We start from the raw sequence: 17,059 nt of genomic DNA, 5'->3' as shown, positions 1-17,059 counted from the left end.
GCACCGACGCTGTCGGCGAGTTCGCTTAGGAATCCAGCGCTGGCACCGTCAGCAGCAGCGCTCTTCAACGGTGTATCTAGAGCGATCTCTCGACAAGATCGGAGACCGCTGGCTAATATCGGCATTCGATCCGAAACGATTCCGCCGTAGTGTTCAGTCCGCCGGACAAGCCTTGTGGCACGGCTCTTGCGGCAATCCGTTACCCGCTGGGGGAGAAACCGATGCCAGGAAAATGTCGCGCGCCCCGCTGATGGCGGTGACGACCGGCGCCTTGCTCGGCGCGGCTACGCTGCTCACCGCCCCGCCGTCGCACGCCGACGCGGTGGCTTACTTGTTGAACGTCACGGTGCGTCCCGAGTACAACTTTCCCAACGCCGACGCCGCGCTGTCCTACGGCCACCGACTGTGCGACAAGATAACCGCAGGTAGCTCATACGCGGATATCGTGCGTGAAGTCAAGGCTGACTTCCAGACCTCCGACGAATACCAGGCTTCGTACCTGATCACCCAGGGAGCCAACGAACTCTGCCCCGCCCGGATCTGGCAGCTCAGACAATCGGCGGCAGACTACGTTCCCGGCGCAGTGCCATGATGGCCGCGAGACGCCTTCCTGTCGCGGTGTTCCCGGTCATCGCCGTGGTTGCCGCGCCCCTGATGGCGCCACAGGCCCATGCCGACAATCGTCGCCTGAACGACAGCGTCGCTGCCAACGTCTACACCGTCCAGCATCAGGCCGGTTGCACGAACGACCTTGTGATCAACCCACAATTGCAACGGGCCGCCCAGTGGCACACCGACGACCTGCTCAACAACCGGACAAACGACGGCGACGTCGGATCCAACGGGTCCACCGTCGCTGACCGAGCCAAGGCCGCCGGCTTTCGCGGCTCCGTCGCCGAAACCGTAGCGATCAACCCGGCGCTCGCAATCAGCGGCATCGAAATCTTGAACCAGTGGTACTACGACCCCGCCGACATGGCGGTCATGTCCAACTGCGCCAACACTCAGATCGGCGTCTGGTCGGAGAACAGTCTCGACCGGAGCGTCGTCGTCGCCGTCTACGGCCAGCCGACCTGAACCCAAGGGCGGCTACTGCACTCCGAAACCCGTTGAAACGCAGAGCGTATGTCCGTTGTTGATGCTGAAGCGTTGCCGCTGCAATCTCAATCCATCCGCGCTGAGCGGTCCTCGATGCGGAATTCTGCGCACTCGTTCAGCAGGGGTAAGTGGCCCTAGCAGTGACTAGACAGGCTGCCTCACAGCTTCAACCAGCCGGTGCGACAGCCAGGCGACCAAGGAGTCGGCGTCGTCTGAAAACCGACCCGTGTCGAACTCACCCGTCGTAAAGGGGTTGATTTTCAGCCGCCGTTGACAAGGCCGTCTTCATGTAGCTCTATGGGGGAAGTGACGAGGAGGTCAGAGATCTCGACCAGCGGTTCATGACCGTCAGCAACCGAGGAGTCTCAGTCTTCATATCAGCGGTCCGCTGGCTGCGTGTGGTTAGAGAGCGATCGGTCTTGCGGCTGGCTACGTTTCAAGCTGACGCCGACGCCGCAGTGACTCCCTACGCGAAAAGATCTGGCTAGCGTCGTGAGATCCGCGTGAATCGGAGTTCTGGAAGCGCTGCGCGGATAGACCTGTCATTCCTCGCCAAGGAACCTAGTGATGTGAATGCAGCGATGTGCATCACAGAAGGGGCGAGAGTGTGAGCTGGTTGACAGGGCGGGTTGCACTGGTGACCGGTGGGGCGGCCGGAATCGGCTTGGCTGTGGTGGAGCGGTTTTTGTCCGAGGGCGCACAAGTGGGTGTGTTGGATCGCTCGGTAGGCGACCTGGCCGGCCTCGGCTACGCCGACCGCAAACTGAGAGCGGTAACAGGTGACGTGACCTCGTACGCCGACAATGTCAGGGCGGTACACGAGACGGTTGATGCGTTCGGAAAGCTCGATGTGTTCGTCGGCAATGCCGGGATCTTCGATTACTTTGCGTCCCTGATGAGTTTCGACGGAGACGACCTCGGCGGTGCTTTCGACGAGATCTTCTCGGTAAACGTCAAGGGCTACCTCCTTGGCGCCAGGGCCGCGGTTCCTGAACTCCTCAAGAGCGATGCGCCGAGCATCATCTTCACCGTATCCAACTCTGGTTTCTATACCTCCGGTGGCGGCCCGCTATACACCGCGTCTAAGCACGCCGTCGTTGGCGTGGTGCGTGAACTGGCATACGAGTTGGCGCCGAAGATCCGGGTGAACGGAGTCGCGCCCGGCGGCACGATAACAGGATTGCGTGGCATCGAAGACCTGGGTCAGGGCGAAACCGTGTTGTCGTCGGTGCCCGGCATCGCCGACATGATGAGCACGACGAATCCTCTGCAGTACGCCCAGCAGCCTGCCGATCATGCCGGCCTGTACGTGCTGCTCGCGTCGGCGGACAACTCACGCGCGGTGACCGGCGTCGTCATCAACAGTGACGGTGGTTTGGGCGTGCGCGGAATGAATCAGCCGGCCGGAGGACTGGGACTTGCCGCCAACGTCGCCCGGACCGACTTACCGACAGCATGAAAGACCTACACAGATGTTGGTGACATCCCTGGATTATTCAGACTTCGCGTCACCCGACCCGAAGGAGCGGGTTTGGCGACACACACCCCACTTTTATGTACCACAGCCCAAAAGCAATGCGGCGCAGCCGAAAACACAAGAGGAGATCAAATGTCCGTTGTCGGAGACAAGAGCGACATTCAGCAACTGATTGCAGCGGGTCAAGAAGGACTTGCCAGGGGCCGAATGCCTGCCGGACTGGTCGCCAATGCTGAACTCCACGCGCTCGAAGCCGACCGGGTGTTCGGCCGGTGCTGGCAGTTCCTGGCCCACGAAACGGAGGTACCTCAGGCCGGGGATTACGTGGTGAGATACCTGGGCGGCGGTTCGATCATCGTCGTCCGCGGCGAGGATGGCGAAGTGCGGGCGATGGCGAATTCATGTCGGCACCGCGGAACACTGCTGTGCCGCACGGAGATGGGTAACACCTCGCATTTCCGCTGCCCCTATCACGGATGGACCTACCGGAATACCGGAGCCCTCGCGGGCGTGCCCGCACAAGAAGAGGTCTACGGGGTCGAGATGGACAAGAACGAGTGGAGTTTGACCCAGGTTCCGCGCCTGGAGAACTACGGCGGCCTGATCTTTGGTTGCCTGGACGAGAACGCAGCACCTTTGGCCGACTACTTGGGCGATATGACCTGGTATCTCGACCTGATCAGCAAGAAAACCCAGGGTGGTCTGGAGGTGCGTGGTGAGCCGCAGCGTTGGATTATCGACTCCAACTGGAAGCTCGGCGCGGACAACTTTGTCGGGGACGCCTACCACACGTTGATGACGCACCGTTCGGCGGTGGAACTGGGTCTGGCGCCGCCCGATCCGAAATTCGCGTCGCAGCCCGCCCATATCAGCCTCTCCAACGGTCACGGGCTTGGCGTCCTCGGTGTGCCACCGGGTCAACCGATGCCGCCCTTTATGAACTATCCGCGAGAGGTCGTCGACGGGCTCGCCGAGGCTTACGGCGACCAGGACCAGGCAGATATTCTGCAGGGGACCGCCTTCATCCACGGAACGGTCTTTCCCAACCTTTCTTTCCTCAACGTCCTCATCGGTAAGGACCAGCAGTCAATGCCGGTGCCGATGCTGACGTTTCGGCTGTGGCGTCCATTGACGCACGACACGATGGAAGTATGGTCGTGGTTTCTCGTCGAAAAGGACGCGCCCGAAGACTTCAAACAACAGTCGTACGAGACCTACGTCCGAACCTTCGGCATTTCCGGCGTGTTCGAACAGGATGACGCCGAGACCTGGCGCTCGATCACTGCGGGAACTCAGGGCATTCTCGCCGGCAGCCAGATGCTCAACTTCGAAATGGGCCTGGGCGTCCTGGGCAGAGACGACACGTGGAAGGGGCCCGGTCGACCCCTGGCCAGCGGGTACGCCGAGCGCAACCAACGTGAGTTCTGGGGCCGCCTGCTGGAGTTGATCGCCGACTCAGGCGACGGCGCGAGCGCACATGGCTCACAACCTCAACCCCGGATGCAGTCTCTGGCCGGCGGCGCGGAGGCAGCCTCATGAGGAATAGTGAAATACGTTATCCCGCAACAAAAGTCAATCGAATCACCAAGGATGGTGTGCCATGGTAGCAACTCTCGAACAGCAGGTACTCCTCCGCAGCGAGGTGGAGGACTTCTTATTCGAAGAGTCGGAATTGCTCGACGAGGGCCGGTTTCACGAGTGGCTGGGATTGTGCACCGAAGACATCCGCTACGTCATCCCGGTACGCCTCAGCAGAGAACGCGCCAATGGCGAAGGGAATTCGTCGACAATGACGCATTGGGATGACGACTACGCAGGATTGCAGTTGCGAGTTCTGCGGTTGGACACCGAATATGCGTGGGCCGAAGATCCGCCCTCGCGGATCCGACACAACGTGTCGAATGTGCGGGTGCGCCCCGCGTCCGAGCCGGACGAATACGATGTCCGATCCAACGTGCTCGTGTTCCGCAACAGGGGGGACAGCCCTAAGTACGATCTCATCTCCGCGAAGCGCCAAGACGTCATCCGGCGGGGTGAGACGGGCCTGCGACTGGCGAGCCGACGGGTGGTGCTCGACCACGCCGTCCTCGGCACGCACAACCTGGCCTTCTTTTTCTAGCGGTGGCATTGAGCCTGTATCGCTTATCCCCCAGAAAGGTTCAGACGTGACCCGCGAGCCCAAGATGACAACGACTATCGCGAACGAGTTCGCCGTAGTCACCGTCGACAAGGTGTACACCCGCAACGGAGAGCGGTTGGAGATTGCCAGTCCCCGCCTCGGTTTCCGGATCCAGCTCGATCCACTAGAACTCGAGAGTCTGTCATGGCAAACCAAGGAGAGCTTTTCTCGGTTGCTTCAGGACCCTTTCGGTCCGGGCCATTGAGGGGCCAGATTGGCCACCGTGGCGGCCCTGGACTTCACGGCTCGTCGAAAGGACGTCTGTTTTGAGAACAGCTCAACTCGAACCCATGCGATACGCGAGGTCTGGGCACAAGTGATTCATGCAGAAGTCGATCCACGCCGGTGCTGCGGCTACCGCTTATGCCTGGACGTCGCGCCAGGTGTCTTCGCGATCAATTCGGCTGGAAAGGCAGAATCAGTCGTAAGCGACATTCCGGCTGATCAAGAGCAGGCCGCCCGCGCTGCCGCGCAGGAATGCCCGTCGGCAGCGATCACCATTCGCGCCGCCGGACCGCAGCAATGACACAGCGCACAGTCGTTCTGATCGGCGGCGGCCTAGCGGCCGTGCACGCTGCCGAGACTTTGCGCGAGGAGGGTTTCGACGGAAAAATCTATCTGTTCTCCGCAGAAGCTCACTTCCCGTACGACCGCCCCCCGCTGTCCAAGGGGATGCTCACCGGGGCAGTCACCGTCGATGACTTTTCGCTGAGGTTGCCGTCGTGGTATGCCGACCGCCAGATCGACATGATGCTCGGCGCGCGGGTCGACGCGCTCGACGTCCGAAACCGGTCTGTTCGGCTGGCTTCCGGAGGTGTGGTCGCTTTCGATCTCGCCCTATTGGCTACCGGCGCACGGGTACGGTGGCCAGGTCGGCTGTGTGTGGAATCGGACAAGGTTCTCCCGCTACGCACTCTCGACGATGCCCTTGCCATCAGGTCGCATTTGGTCGCAGGCGCTTCGGTCGCCGTCGTCGGTGGCGGATTCATCGGCGCTGAACTCGCCTCGAGCGCTCGCGAACTAGGTTGCCAGGTAACGATGTTCGAAGCGGCATCGGCACCCTTTTACCGCACACTCGGTCACACGGTGGGCGTGATGTTCGCCGAGTTTTACACCGACCAGGGAGTCGTAGTCACGACAGACGTGCCGATCGCCGAGGTGTGCACTGAAGCAGACGGGGTTCGGATCACCGCCGGCGACGGCCGGGTATGGCATGTCGACGTGGCTGTGATCGGAGTCGGCGCCGACCCGAACGTCGAGCTAGCCGCGGCGGCCGGATTGCAGGTCTCGGACGGTGTCGAGGTCGATGAGCACTGCGCGACCTCGGCACCGCACGTGTATGCGGCAGGCGATGTCGTGAACCGCCCGGAGCCCATCTTTGGCGGTCGAACCCGAGTCGAGCACTGGCAGAATGCCCAGCAAATGGGGATTGCGGCTGCGCGAGCCATGGTGGGACGCAACGAAGTATTCGCCGACGTGCCGTGGTTCTGGTCTGACCAATTCGGGTTGAACATCCAGGTCGCCGGATTTCCGCAGCGTGCGGACCGGCTCATTACGCGGGGCAGCCTCGCCTCGGATACGTTCACCGCCTACTACTTGCACGGCACCGCGCTGGTGGGGGTGCTCGGGGTCAATGCGACGAAAGATGTGCATCTGGGTCGCCGACTGATCGGCGAACGGGTCATCGTCAACACCGGAGTTCTCGCCGATGGAACCGCGCAACTCAGCGATGCTGTGGACGCCGCGTGCTCCGTGAGCTGACGGTGAGCTGACGTCCCTGCCGCCCGGCGGATGTTCGACACCTGCACACACAGCATCGAAATCGCCGACACCTGAGCCGTTGCCCGACGCTGGGTATACACCAGGCGATCCGCGATCAACGGCACTGGCTGCAGGCTTTCGCGACGCGATGCTTTCCCGGTAGGCCGCATCGAGGATCGCGGCACTCCCGCCGTGTCCTCGCCTGCGTCGGCATCGACCGGATCAAGGCGGACATCTTGAGGCATACGTTCGGAGAGTCTCGTGCTTCTGCCGAACTCCAGCCGCGATGAGCAGTTCGTCATAGTGTCGTTAAGCGACGAGAGTCACCATTAAGAACTACTCTCTGCTGGACGGAAACGGTACGGGACAGTATGGTCCATGCACGGTGCTGTGACGCACCACACTGCGCGCCAGTGACACCGTCGGCCTCCGTGCCCGGGGGAGCGGAAGATCTGCAGGAAGCTAGGTTTTGCGGAGCGGAAAAGCGAGGTGGATTACCACATGGCGGCAGGGTTGAGGGGCGCGGACGCATACTTCAGCCGGCAGGAGACCGTGCGCACCCAACAGTTGAGCGCGGCCGAGAACATCGCTTCGCGGATTTTTACGCCCCACCGTCTCCGGTTCTCCGGACGCGGCCAACGACTAAACGCAAGGCTCAGCGCCGCACGAATCGGTGCTGTGACCGTCGGCTATCTCGGGTACAGCGCAGATGTCCGACTCGACAATTCGACTGCGCTGGATGATTACCACATCAACGTTCCTCTCACCGGACACGCCGAGTCGTGGTGCGGCACACAGACAGCTCTAGCCACACCCACACAGGCCGCGGTGTTTCTCCCGGGCTGCCCTGCCGGCATTGTGTGGGCCGCTGATTGTGCCCAGCTGTGCGTGAAGTTCAGCCGTGTGGATCTCGAACTCGAACTCGAGGGCCTGCTCGGGCGACCCTTAGCCAGGCCGCTGAACTTTACGCACGCCATGAGCCTCACGGCCGACAGCAGTCGCACCTGGCTCTCCGTGCTATCGGTCTTGTGTCGGGAGTTCACTCACTCAGAGAGCGTCGTGCAACGCCCGATGATCGGGCGACACTTCGAACAGTTGCTCATGCACGGGTTTCTTCTCGCCCAACCTCAGTACCAGTCGATGACGCTCGATGTGGAGCAACAGGCGGCGCCTCCGCCCAAAGTGGTCAGAACCGCACTCGACTTGATCGAGGGACACCCCGAAAGAAGTTGGACGACAACCGATCTTGCTCGCGACGTTGGTATCAGCGTCCGCGCTCTCCAAGAGGGCTTCAGGCGGCACGTCGGACTTCCCCCGCTGACGTATCTGCGCGAAGTTCGGCTCAATCGTGCGCACGCAGAACTCGCGGCGTCCGCTCCGGATGCCGTTACTGTCGCTCACATAGCGATGAAGTGGGGCTTTGGGCATCTTGGCCGCTTCGGTACGGCATATCGGCGTAAGTTCGGGGTCACTCCGCAACATACGTTGCGTGCGAGCTGAAGATTGCTTCCAACGACGTCACCGAACCGACGCGCGGACGGGCAGTTCGCCCACGATGTGTGGGAATCTAGGCCAGGAATCGGTCGATGGTTTTGATGATCTGGTAGGCCACCCGCAGCGTCGGCACGTCAATGGCCAATTCTTCAGCGGCGGCGAGGTACGGCGCCAGCATAAAGTCGACCTCGGTCTTACGTCCTCGCAAAACATCCTCATACATCGAGGGGTGGCCCGACATTCCCTGTGTGCGCATTGCTTTGCCCTGCCCGATGACGAAATCGATCGCCTCGGCCGTCGGGAGCGCGTCGAGTTCCTTCAGCCGCGACAGAGGCGCGTAGAAGTTCATCGGCTCGTATCCCTTTGCCCGATAGACCGCCAGAAGGTCTTTCGCCAGCGCGACGAAGTACGTCGCTCCCTCAGGCACCTCCATGCCCTCGAAGACCGAGGCGCCGCGGATCGCGCCCAGCGCCGTGACCGACCACGCTGCGGCCAGCGCGATCTGGGCCAGCTTTTCCCATTCGACCTGCTCGATGTTGCCCACGGCCGCCGCAGGAAGGCCCGCAGCGTTGAAGGCAGCCGTCAGCGTGTCGACGCGCGCGCTGGACGATCCGTCCAGTTCGCCGAAGTAAGCGGTCACCGTGGCTGAAAGGTGGTTGCGCACGACGCCAGGCGCGACCAACGTGCCGCCTTCGATAGTGGACGCTCCGATCACCCGGTCGCGACCAAGCCAGTTCGCGAGCGTCGCGTCCTTCTCCACGCTGTTCTGCACCGACAAGACGGTGCCTATGACATCACGCAACGGAGCGGCATCCGCTAGCGCCTGCGCGGTGTCTTTGCCCTTCACCGCCAGGACGAGGTAATCGACGGGTCCCGTAACCTTGCCTGCCTCGTCCACCGCCTGCACGTTATCCCTGATCAGCAGCTCGCCCCGACGGCCTGTGATATGCAGGCCGTTGCGCGCGATGGCTTCCGCGTGCGCTCGCCTGCCGACGAGGGTTACGTCTACCCCCGCGTTGGCCAAATAACCGCCCAGGACCGTACCGAGGCCGCCGGCGCCGAGGATCACGACGCGCATCAAATGGCCCCTGCGGCCACAAGCTGCTGTTGCAGCAATTCCCGTTCCGGAGCCGACAGCCGGGCTTTGACGGGCGGCCGCACCGGACCTGCACACAGCCCCAGCAGCTCGAACCACGCCTTTAGATAGGGCATGGCCGCGACATACGAGCCGGTGGCCGCGATGCGGCGGATCAGCACCTCGTCGTAGGCCTCGCGGATCCCGTCCAGCTTTGCCGACACGGGCATTGCCGCTGCCAGATCACCTTCCAACGCCAGGTCGGTGTAACGGTGCAGGTCCGGTCGCCACTTCCCGTAAAGGATGAGGGAGAGCTCGCCGTAGAGGACGCGTCCGCCGAACAGAGCAGCGTCGTGCGCCCAATAGCGCTCGTTCGGCTCGCTGATCACTAGCCGGTCTCCGAATTTGCGCCGCAACGCGATGCTGTCGGTCCAGCTCAGCGTGCCGTTCTTGATGCCGACGACGTTCGGGTGCTCGGCGATCCGGTTGACGGCGTCATGGCTGTATACGAAACCAGAGACCGGCGTGCGGTAGAGCACCAGTGCCAGCCCGGTGGCGGGGGCCACGAAGTCGAAGTACGAAACGACGTCGTCGTCGGTCTTGAGCTGCACCGACGGGTTCATGATCTCGGCACCGGTGAAGCCGAGCGACTCCACGAAGCGCATCTTTTCGATTGCCTGGTATGCCGACGACTCCAGGATGATCGTAAACAGGGGAAGGCGGCCCGCGGCCGAATCCGCGACTACCTCGTGGTAACGCCGCCATTCGGCCAGTGTCATGTTCCAGCCCTCAGCGAAGAACCCGCCTACGACAAGTCCAGTACAGCCCATCTCCACAAACGCGTCGATGTTGCGCCGCAGACCTTCTTCGTCGAGCTCGAAATCCGCGGTGAGTGGCGTGACGGGACACATGTAGAAGTTCCGGAGATACTCGGTGGCCCATGCCCTGAAATCCGGTCCGACCTGTGTCGTGATGGTCATACTCTTCGGGCTCCTTAAGTGACGATTCGCGAGGTGAGAGTGCGAGGTGGGCAGGATGGATTCCGCCGCTGATCGTTGAACGGCGGACCCTTTGCTGATGCTTTCCCAGCTTCAACTGGGGGATCGGTCGCGTCTATCCCTCCACCGCGGCGCGGACTCCGATTCGCGCCAGATGTCATGGCAGTCACCACTTTTTCGACGGCTAGCGACGGTGTCGCGTTTTGTCAGAAGCCGCCCGACAGCACAGCGATCGCTGCTGCGGCGGCCCGTGGGTCACAGCAGCCGGACGATGCCGCGGGCAGCCACCTGCAGGGCGCCGAGCAGTCGCTGGCGACCTCGCTTCAAGGACGGAACTACGACGGCGATCGCGGCCACCACAGCGTCGTCGGACTGCCGGACGATCGGCACGGCCAGTGAACAGGCGCCTAGCGACATCTCTTCCACGGTGGTAGCCAACCCCTCGCGCCGCACCCCCTCCAACTGTCGGGACAGCACCGCAGGCTGGGTGATTGTGTAGGGAGTAATCGGAGTCAGATTGGCAAACACCTGATCCTGGACTTCGCGTGGCGCGTGCGCCAACAGCACCTTGCCGACGCCGGTGCAGTGCATCGGCAACCTGCTGCCGACGGTGCTAACTATCGGCACGGATGCCCTACCCATCATCCGCTCGAGGTACAATACTTCGTTGCCGTCGCGTACCGCGAGGTGCACGGTGGCGAGCGTTGCCGCGTAGACATCGTGCAAGAACGGCTCTGCGACCTGCCGTAATCCGCCTCCGACCGGGGCGAGCAGCCCAGCGCTCCACATCAGTCGGCCGACCTCGAAACGACCGTCCGTGCGGCGCTGCAACGCCCCGCCCGCAACCAGTTCGGCAGCCAGCCGGTGGGCCGTGGCCATCGGCAGGCTGGCCCTACCCGCCAGTTCGGACAGCGTCAGTGTCCGGTGCCGCTCATCGAAGGCGGCGACCATGCGCAGCAAACGGGAAGCGACGCTGGTGCCGGGCGTTGAGGTATTTCCCGCCACTCACGGATCCTTTCCGCTCAGTGGTAATCTAGCGTAGGTCAGTCGCCGAGGAGCCAATAGCGTCAAGGCTATGACAGCAGTGATCGACCGCGATCCCGACGGCGGGTTGCCGAGGCAGCAGGCGATCAGCGCGGAGATCGAGGCGATCGAGTCCGAGTACCAGCGCGCTGGCATCGAGGAGACGCAGCCACGGCTCGGCTACCCGCCCTACCGCAGCAGCCTGCTGCGTCATCCCACGAAGGACCTACACCACGCTGACCCGGAGGGCGTCGAGCTGTGGACGCCCTGCTTTTCCGAACGCGACGTGCATCCGCTTGAATCGGACCTCACCATCCAGCACTCAGGCGAACCCATCGGCGAACGGATAGTGGTGACCGGCCGGGTGGTCGACGGCGACGGACGGCCGGTGCGACGTCAACTCGTCGAGATCTGGCAGGCCAACGCCGGCGGTCGCTACATCCACAAGCGTGATCAACACCCGTCCGCGATCGACCCCAACTTCACCGGCGTCGGCCGCTGCCTGACCGATGACGACGGAAGCTACCGCTTCACCACGATCAAGCCAGGGCCGTATCCGTGGAGGAACCACCGCAACGCTTGGCGCCCAGCCCACATCCACTTCTCGGTGTTCGGAACGGAATTCACGCAACGGCTGATCACCCAGATGTACTTCCCCGGCGACCCGTTGTTCGCGCTGGACCCGATCTATCAGTCGATCACCGACCGAAAGGCCCGAGACCGACTGATTGCCAACTACGACCACGACGTCACCACCCACGAATGGGCCACCGGTTACCGGTGGGACATCATCCTCACCGGCGCGACGCGCACTCCGGCCGAGGATCCCCACCGCGGAAGCGAACACCGATGAATACCCTGCTCACCGCCACCCCGGGGCAGACCGTCGGACCCTTTTTCGGTTACGCACTCCCGTTCGACCGGTGCGAACAGCTGGTTCCGGCCGGCTCACCGGGTGCCGTCCAGCTTGCCGGCTTGGTCCTCGATGGTGACGGCCAGCCTGTTCCCGACGCCCTGCTTGAGATCTGGCAGGCCAACGCCGACGGCACCATCCCCACGTCCACCGGCTCGCTACACCGGGATGGCTGGACCTTCACCGGATGGGGCCGCGCCGGCACCGACGCTGGCGGACGGTACAGCTTTTCCACCGTCATCCCAGGTCCCTGCGATCCCGGTGCGGCACCGTTCTTTCTGATCACCGTGTTCGCCCGCGGGCTGCTCAACCGGCTGTTCACACGCGCCTACGTGCCGGGGGGCCAGCTGGCAGGCGATCCACTGCTGGCGTCCCTGCCGCCCGAGCGCCGCGACACTCTCATCGCCACCCGCGAGGGCGCCGGACTACGCTTCGACATCCAATTGCAGGACGCGCCAGGCAAACCCGAGACGGTCTTCCTGCGCTACGCGGGACACCAGCGATGACTGACCTCTTCTGGCCGGGCGACGACCTCGCAGGCGCCCTGATGAGCGGCCCCGCATTCCTCGGGGCCATGGTGGCCGTGGAACGGGCGTGGCTGGACATCCTCGTCGACGCCGGTATCGCACCGCAGGAGGCGCGTGCCAGCTTGGCAGACCTCATCGCCGACGCCGACACCGAGTCGATCGCCCGCCGCGCCGCCACCGACGGCAGCCCCGTCAGCGCGCTGGTCACGTTGTTGCGTGAGCGGTCGACGGCGGCGACAGCGCGTTGGTTACACCGCGGGCTAACCAGTCAGGACGTCGTCGACACAGCGCTCGTCATCTGCGCCCGTGATGTCCTCATACGCATCGGCGACGAGTTCACCGTCCAAGTCCGGGCGCTGTCCGAGCTCGCTGAGAGGCACCGGAGCACACCAACACTCGCGCGTACCCTGACCCAGGCCGCCCTACCGAGCACCTTCGGCGTCAAGATGGCACGTTGGCTTACCGGCATACTGGACGCCGCCGAACCGCTGACTGGGCTGCTGCCCTCCCTGCCGGTGCAGGTCGGTGGCGCGGTGGGAACGCTGGCGGCGGCTACGGAATTGACCGGTTCGGTGGACGGCGCCATCGCGTTGAGCGACGCGCTCGCCGGCGCTCTGCGGCTGGCGCCGGCTCCGCCCTGGCACACCACCCGCTCGGCGATCACCCGCATCGGGGATGCGTTGGTGAGCTGCTGCGACGCCTGGGGGCACATCGCCGCCGACGTCGCGACCGGTAGCCGGCCCGAGATCGGCGAGCTGGCCGAGGGCAGTGGTGGCGGCTCATCGACGATGCCGCACAAGAACAATCCCGTCCGTTCTGTGTTGATCCGGCGCACCGCGCTCACCGCGGGCACGTTAGGCGCCACCCTGCACCTGGCCGCAGGAGCGAGTGTCGACGAGCGCTCCGACGGCGCGTGGCACGCCGAATGGGCCACACTGCGCACGCTCGCCCGCCGCACCGTCGTGGCGGCCGTCCAGGCCTCCGAACTGCTCTCCGGGTTGCAGGTGGACGCGGCGCGGGCGGCCGCGAACCTGGCCGACGCGGGCGGGCTGCTCACCGAACAACGGGCCATGGCCGAGTTGACCGGTAGCCCAGCACGGCCCGACTACACCGGTGCCGCCGATCGGCTGATCGATTCGACCTTGAGTCGGGCCCGTCGCTTCATCAAGTCTGCGTCATGACCATTCCGGCCTTGGCCACAATCGACTTCGGCGGTCCCCGCGGTGCGCCTGTCCTCGTGCTGGGGCCCTCACTGGGTACCTCGGCAGCCACGCTGTGGAGCGCTGCGGCTGGATGGCTGAGTGCGCACGCCCGCGTCGTCGGGTGGGACCTACCCGGTCACGGTCGAGGCGGTCCTGGCGAGCCCTTCACGATCGCCGAACTAGCGGCCGCCGTGCTGGCACTCGCCGACGACATGCGCGCCGAAACCTTTCACTACGCCGGTGTTTCGCTCGGTGGCTGTGTCGGTCTACAGCTGATGCTCGATGCGCCGCAACGGGTGGACTCGGCGACCTTGCTGGGCACCGGTGCGTCGATCGGCACCCCAGCTGGCTGGCTGGAGCGCGCCGCCACCGTCCGCGCCGAGGGCGTCGAAACCCTGCTCTCGGGCGCGGCCCAGCGGTGGTTCGCGCCCGGCTTCGTCGACCGGCAACCAGGTGTCGGCGCGGCGCTGCTGGACGCCCTCAGTCACACCGATCCGGAGTCCTATGCGCAGGCGTGCGAGGCTCTCGCGGCATTCGACATTTCCGACCGATTGCGCGAGATCGTCACTCCCGTCCTGGCCGTGGCAGGCAGCGCCGACGTGCCCACGCCGCCGGAGTCATTGCGGCGCATCGCCTCCGGTGTCCAGGACGGTGACCTCGTAGTGCTCGACGGTGTCGGGCACCTGGCACCCGTCGAAGCCCCGGACCGGGTCGCCGGCCTCATCGCAGAGCAGGTGGGTATTCCGCAGCCTGCGACTAGGACCGTCGAGGACGTGTGTCGCGTGGGAATGGCGATACGGCGCCAGGTGCTCGGCGACGGGCACGTCGACCGGGCAATCGCCGGTACCACCGACATGACCGCCGATTTCCAGCACCTGATCACCCAGTACGCCTGGGGAACCATCTGGACCCGCCCAGGTCTAGACCTCCGCAGCCGCTCGATGATCACCCTGACGGCCCTGGTCGCGCGCGGGCACCGCGAGGAACTGGCGATGCACCTGCGAGCGGCCCGCCGGAACGGTTTGAGCAACGACGAGATCAAGGAGCTGCTGATGCAGACTGCCATCTACTGTGGCGTCCCCGACGCCAACTCCGCGTTTCGCATCGCCGCCGAGGTATTGCCGGAATTCGACGAGGACGAGCGGGCGTCGTCATGAGCCGCACCGCCGTCTGCGCCACCGCCCATGAAGCCGTCGCCGGAATCGCCGACGGCGCAACAATTCTCGTCGGCGGATTCGGCATGGCGGGCATGCCCACCACACTCATCGATGCGATCATCGAACAGGGCGCCGCCGAGCTCACCATCGTCAGCAACAACGCGGGCAACGGCGACACCGGTCTGGCCGCGCTGCTGGCTGCCGGTCGGGTCGCGAAGGTCATTTGTTCCTTCCCCCGACAGGCCGATTCGTACGTGTTCGACAGGCTCTACCGGGACGGCATGGTCGACCTCGAAGTGGTCCCGCAGGGCAACCTGGCCGAGCGGATCAGAGCGGCAGGCGCGGGCATTGGCGCGTTCTTCTGCCCGACCGGTGTCGGCACCCCGCTCGCCTCGGGCAAGGAGATCCGCACGATCGACGGCCGCGACTACGTGCTGGAGTATCCGATCCGCGGCGACGTCGCACTCATCGCAGCACACCTGGCCGACCGGGCCGGAAACCTGTTGTACCGCAAGACTGCTCGCAACTTCGGTCCGGTGATGGCGACCGCCGCCACGCTGACCGTCGTTGAGGTCTCCCGCGTCGTCGAGACCGGAGGCATCGACCCCGAGACGGTCGTGACGCCGGGTATCTTCGTCGACCGCATCCTCGACCTGTCCTCGATTCCCGCCGCCCGCACCGAGGTCGCCTCGTGACGGGAACGCTCGATGCAAGGACACGGCGTCGTGTCGAGCATCTCGACCGTGGCCCGTTGGACCGCCGGGAGATCGCCGCGATGATCGCCCGCGACATCGCACCTGGGTCGTACGTCAATCTCGGCATCGGCCAGCCCACGATGGTCGCCGACTACCTCGACCCCGCCGCCGAGGTGGTGCTGCACACCGAGAACGGCATGCTCGGCATGGGAGGCGCCGCGACGGGAGACGCCATTGACCCGGATCTCACCAATGCAGGCAAGGTTCCGGTCACCGAAACCCCTGGGGCGTCCTACTTCCACCACGCCGACTCCTTCGCCATGATGCGCGGCGGCCATCTCGACGTGTGTGTGCTCGGGGCGTTTCAGGTCAGCGAGCGTGGAGACCTCGCCAACTGGCACACCGGAGCACCGGACGCCATTCCCGCGGTCGGGGGTGCGATGGATCTCGCCATCGGCGCGAAGCGCGTATTCGTGATGATGACGCTGTTCGGCAAGGACGGGACCGCGAAGTTGGTTCCGGAGTGCAGTTACCCGCTGACCGGGCTTCGATGCGTCAGCCGGCTGTATACCGAGTACGCGATCTTCGACATCGACAACGCCGGAGACGGACGCGTGCGCGTACTCGAGACCTTCGCCATCAGTATCGCCGCGCTCGAGAAGCGCTTGCACATAGCTCTGTCGTGTGACCCTGGCGCTTCGGTCGCCGAAAAGTGACTCCATGCTCGCTCAGCGACGAAATTCCCAGAGGAGTGGATCGATGACCCTATCCCGTGACGAGCTTGACGATTTCGCCGAAAGCATGGCGCGCGCAGGAGATCGCGACCACCAGCACGTATCCGAAGAGCACCTCGTCGTGAGCTCCACCGAGGCACACTGGATCCAGACCGGAAGCCCATCAGAAATTGGATTGCTTCTGCGGATACCCGCCCGCTCCATTGAGTTTTTTCTGCAGAAGATCCCCGCCGGTGCGGGCAGTGACCTTCATCGACACGTACACGAGTCAATTCACTTCGTGCAACATGGCTCGGGCTGGTCGGAGATCGGCGATCAACGCGTGACGTGGAGCGCAGGCGACTTCGTTTATACGCCGCCGTGGGTGTGGCATCGCCACTATGCCGACGACCAACTGGACGTCGAGATGATCGTCATCGAGAACTCCCGCCTCTTGGCTGCCGTGGACGCAACCCAGAGGGAAAGCAGGGGCAACGTTAGCTTCGCCGAGGCTTTCGGCGTCGCCGACACGTAAGCAGTGGAGAAATTGTCAAGGGAATCGCTTCGAAGGGCGCTTGACGACGGCGGTCAAACACACGGCGGCCGGTCAACCCATCCACGGCGCTAATGTCCAGCCGCCCTGCAACTTTCGTGGCCGCGGCGCCTCCCGGCGAAGCAGGCGGCCTGATCTGCACCCGTGTTGTCGGCCCACGGGTTGTGCGAGTAAAGCGCAAAGTGATCACGATG

General features: G+C 64.1%; 18 protein-coding genes and 1 pseudogene. 16 read left to right on the top strand and 3 right to left on the bottom strand.

Annotated features, from left to right (window positions below; translation table 11 throughout):
• Positions 1-232 precede the first annotated feature (232 nt).
• The 9 genes and pseudogenes from AB431_RS15795 to AB431_RS15760 all read left to right on the top strand — a co-directional run bounded on the left by AB431_RS15795 (position 233) and on the right by AB431_RS15760 (position 8,015).
• Positions 233-592: a DUF732 domain-containing protein gene (locus tag AB431_RS15795; RefSeq protein WP_047330732.1), complete on the top strand. Its 360-nt coding sequence runs from the start codon at positions 233-235 to the stop codon at positions 590-592.
• Positions 592-1,071 (top strand): annotated as a pseudogene (locus AB431_RS15790) (CAP domain-containing protein); the annotation flags it as partial. The gene AB431_RS15795 and the pseudogene AB431_RS15790, both read left to right, overlap by 1 nt.
• A gap of 634 nt (positions 1,072-1,705) precedes the next feature.
• Positions 1,706-2,557 carry a 3-(cis-5,6-dihydroxycyclohexa-1,3-dien-1-yl)propanoate dehydrogenase gene (gene hcaB / locus AB431_RS15785; protein WP_047330730.1) on the top strand — a complete coding sequence of 284 codons (852 nt, stop codon included), beginning with the start codon at positions 1,706-1,708 and terminating at the stop codon, positions 2,555-2,557.
• Between the two features lie 150 nt (positions 2,558-2,707).
• Positions 2,708-4,114, top strand: coding sequence for a Rieske 2Fe-2S domain-containing protein (locus AB431_RS15780; protein ID WP_047330729.1), 1,407 nt, complete (start codon positions 2,708-2,710; stop codon positions 4,112-4,114).
• Between the two features lie 61 nt (positions 4,115-4,175).
• Entirely contained in the window at positions 4,176-4,694 is a 519-nt protein-coding gene (locus AB431_RS15775; RefSeq protein ID WP_047330728.1) for an aromatic-ring-hydroxylating dioxygenase subunit beta, read from the top strand.
• Between the two features lie 46 nt (positions 4,695-4,740).
• Positions 4,741-4,959, top strand: a complete 219-nt coding sequence (locus AB431_RS15770; protein ID WP_235435688.1) for a dihydrodiol dehydrogenase — start codon at positions 4,741-4,743, stop codon at positions 4,957-4,959.
• 18 nt (positions 4,960-4,977) lie between these two features.
• The gene (locus AB431_RS29995; RefSeq protein WP_235435687.1) at positions 4,978-5,280 is read left to right on the top strand and encodes a ferredoxin; all 303 of its coding nucleotides are present in this window, start codon (positions 4,978-4,980) and stop codon (positions 5,278-5,280) included.
• A complete protein-coding gene (locus tag AB431_RS15765; protein ID WP_047333463.1) occupies positions 5,277-6,515 on the top strand; it encodes an NAD(P)/FAD-dependent oxidoreductase in 1,239 nt (412 codons plus the stop codon). The genes AB431_RS29995 and AB431_RS15765 overlap by 4 nt, the downstream gene beginning before the upstream one ends.
• 552 nt (positions 6,516-7,067) lie before the next feature.
• Positions 7,068-8,015, top strand: coding sequence for an AraC family transcriptional regulator (locus AB431_RS15760; protein WP_047333462.1), 948 nt, complete (start codon positions 7,068-7,070; stop codon positions 8,013-8,015).
• 67 nt (positions 8,016-8,082) lie between these two features.
• Here the strand turns inward: AB431_RS15760 and AB431_RS15755 are convergent, their stop codons facing one another.
• The 3 genes from AB431_RS15755 to AB431_RS15745 form a co-directional block, all read right to left on the bottom strand.
• Positions 8,083-9,087, bottom strand: a complete 1,005-nt coding sequence (locus AB431_RS15755) for a ketopantoate reductase family protein (protein WP_047330727.1) — start codon at positions 9,085-9,087, stop codon at positions 8,083-8,085.
• Entirely contained in the window at positions 9,087-10,064 is a 978-nt protein-coding gene (locus tag AB431_RS15750; protein ID WP_047330726.1) for a dihydrodipicolinate synthase family protein, read from the bottom strand. Before AB431_RS15750 ends, AB431_RS15755 begins: the two co-directional genes overlap by 1 nt.
• A gap of 273 nt (positions 10,065-10,337) precedes the next feature.
• On the bottom strand, positions 10,338-11,087 hold the full coding sequence (locus AB431_RS15745) for an IclR family transcriptional regulator (protein WP_047330725.1): 750 nt from the start codon (positions 11,085-11,087) through the stop codon (positions 10,338-10,340).
• Between the two features lie 70 nt (positions 11,088-11,157).
• Between AB431_RS15745 and pcaH the strand changes: the two genes are divergently transcribed.
• From pcaH to AB431_RS15710, 7 genes are read left to right on the top strand one after another with little or no spacing between them, the layout of a single operon-like run.
• Positions 11,158-11,958: a protocatechuate 3,4-dioxygenase subunit beta gene (pcaH, locus tag AB431_RS15740; protein ID WP_047330724.1), complete on the top strand. Its 801-nt coding sequence runs from the start codon at positions 11,158-11,160 to the stop codon at positions 11,956-11,958.
• Entirely contained in the window at positions 11,955-12,524 is a 570-nt protein-coding gene (pcaG, locus tag AB431_RS15735) for a protocatechuate 3,4-dioxygenase subunit alpha (RefSeq protein WP_047330723.1), read from the top strand. The genes pcaH and pcaG overlap by 4 nt, the downstream gene beginning before the upstream one ends.
• Entirely contained in the window at positions 12,521-13,726 is a 1,206-nt protein-coding gene (locus tag AB431_RS15730) for a lyase family protein (RefSeq protein ID WP_047330722.1), read from the top strand. The genes pcaG and AB431_RS15730 overlap by 4 nt, the downstream gene beginning before the upstream one ends.
• Complete coding sequence (gene pcaC / locus AB431_RS15725) at positions 13,723-14,904, top strand: 4-carboxymuconolactone decarboxylase (RefSeq protein ID WP_047330721.1); 1,182 nt, start codon at positions 13,723-13,725, stop codon at positions 14,902-14,904. Before AB431_RS15730 ends, pcaC begins: the two co-directional genes overlap by 4 nt.
• Positions 14,901-15,599 (top strand): 3-oxoacid CoA-transferase subunit A, encoded by a 699-nt coding sequence (locus AB431_RS15720; protein WP_047330720.1) that lies wholly within the window; start codon positions 14,901-14,903, stop codon positions 15,597-15,599. Before pcaC ends, AB431_RS15720 begins: the two co-directional genes overlap by 4 nt.
• Positions 15,596-16,315: a 3-oxoacid CoA-transferase subunit B gene (locus AB431_RS15715; protein ID WP_047330719.1), complete on the top strand. Its 720-nt coding sequence runs from the start codon at positions 15,596-15,598 to the stop codon at positions 16,313-16,315. Before AB431_RS15720 ends, AB431_RS15715 begins: the two co-directional genes overlap by 4 nt.
• Before the next feature lie 43 nt (positions 16,316-16,358).
• Positions 16,359-16,847, top strand: coding sequence for a cupin domain-containing protein (locus AB431_RS15710; RefSeq protein WP_047330718.1), 489 nt, complete (start codon positions 16,359-16,361; stop codon positions 16,845-16,847).
• Positions 16,848-17,059: the final 212 nt, after the last annotated feature.

This window comes from Mycobacterium sp. EPa45, assembly GCF_001021385.1.
Taxonomy (GTDB): domain Bacteria; phylum Actinomycetota; class Actinomycetes; order Mycobacteriales; family Mycobacteriaceae; genus Mycobacterium.
The sequence above is the reverse complement of the archived record's forward strand: the minus strand, read 5'-3'. Positions and strand labels throughout refer to the sequence as shown.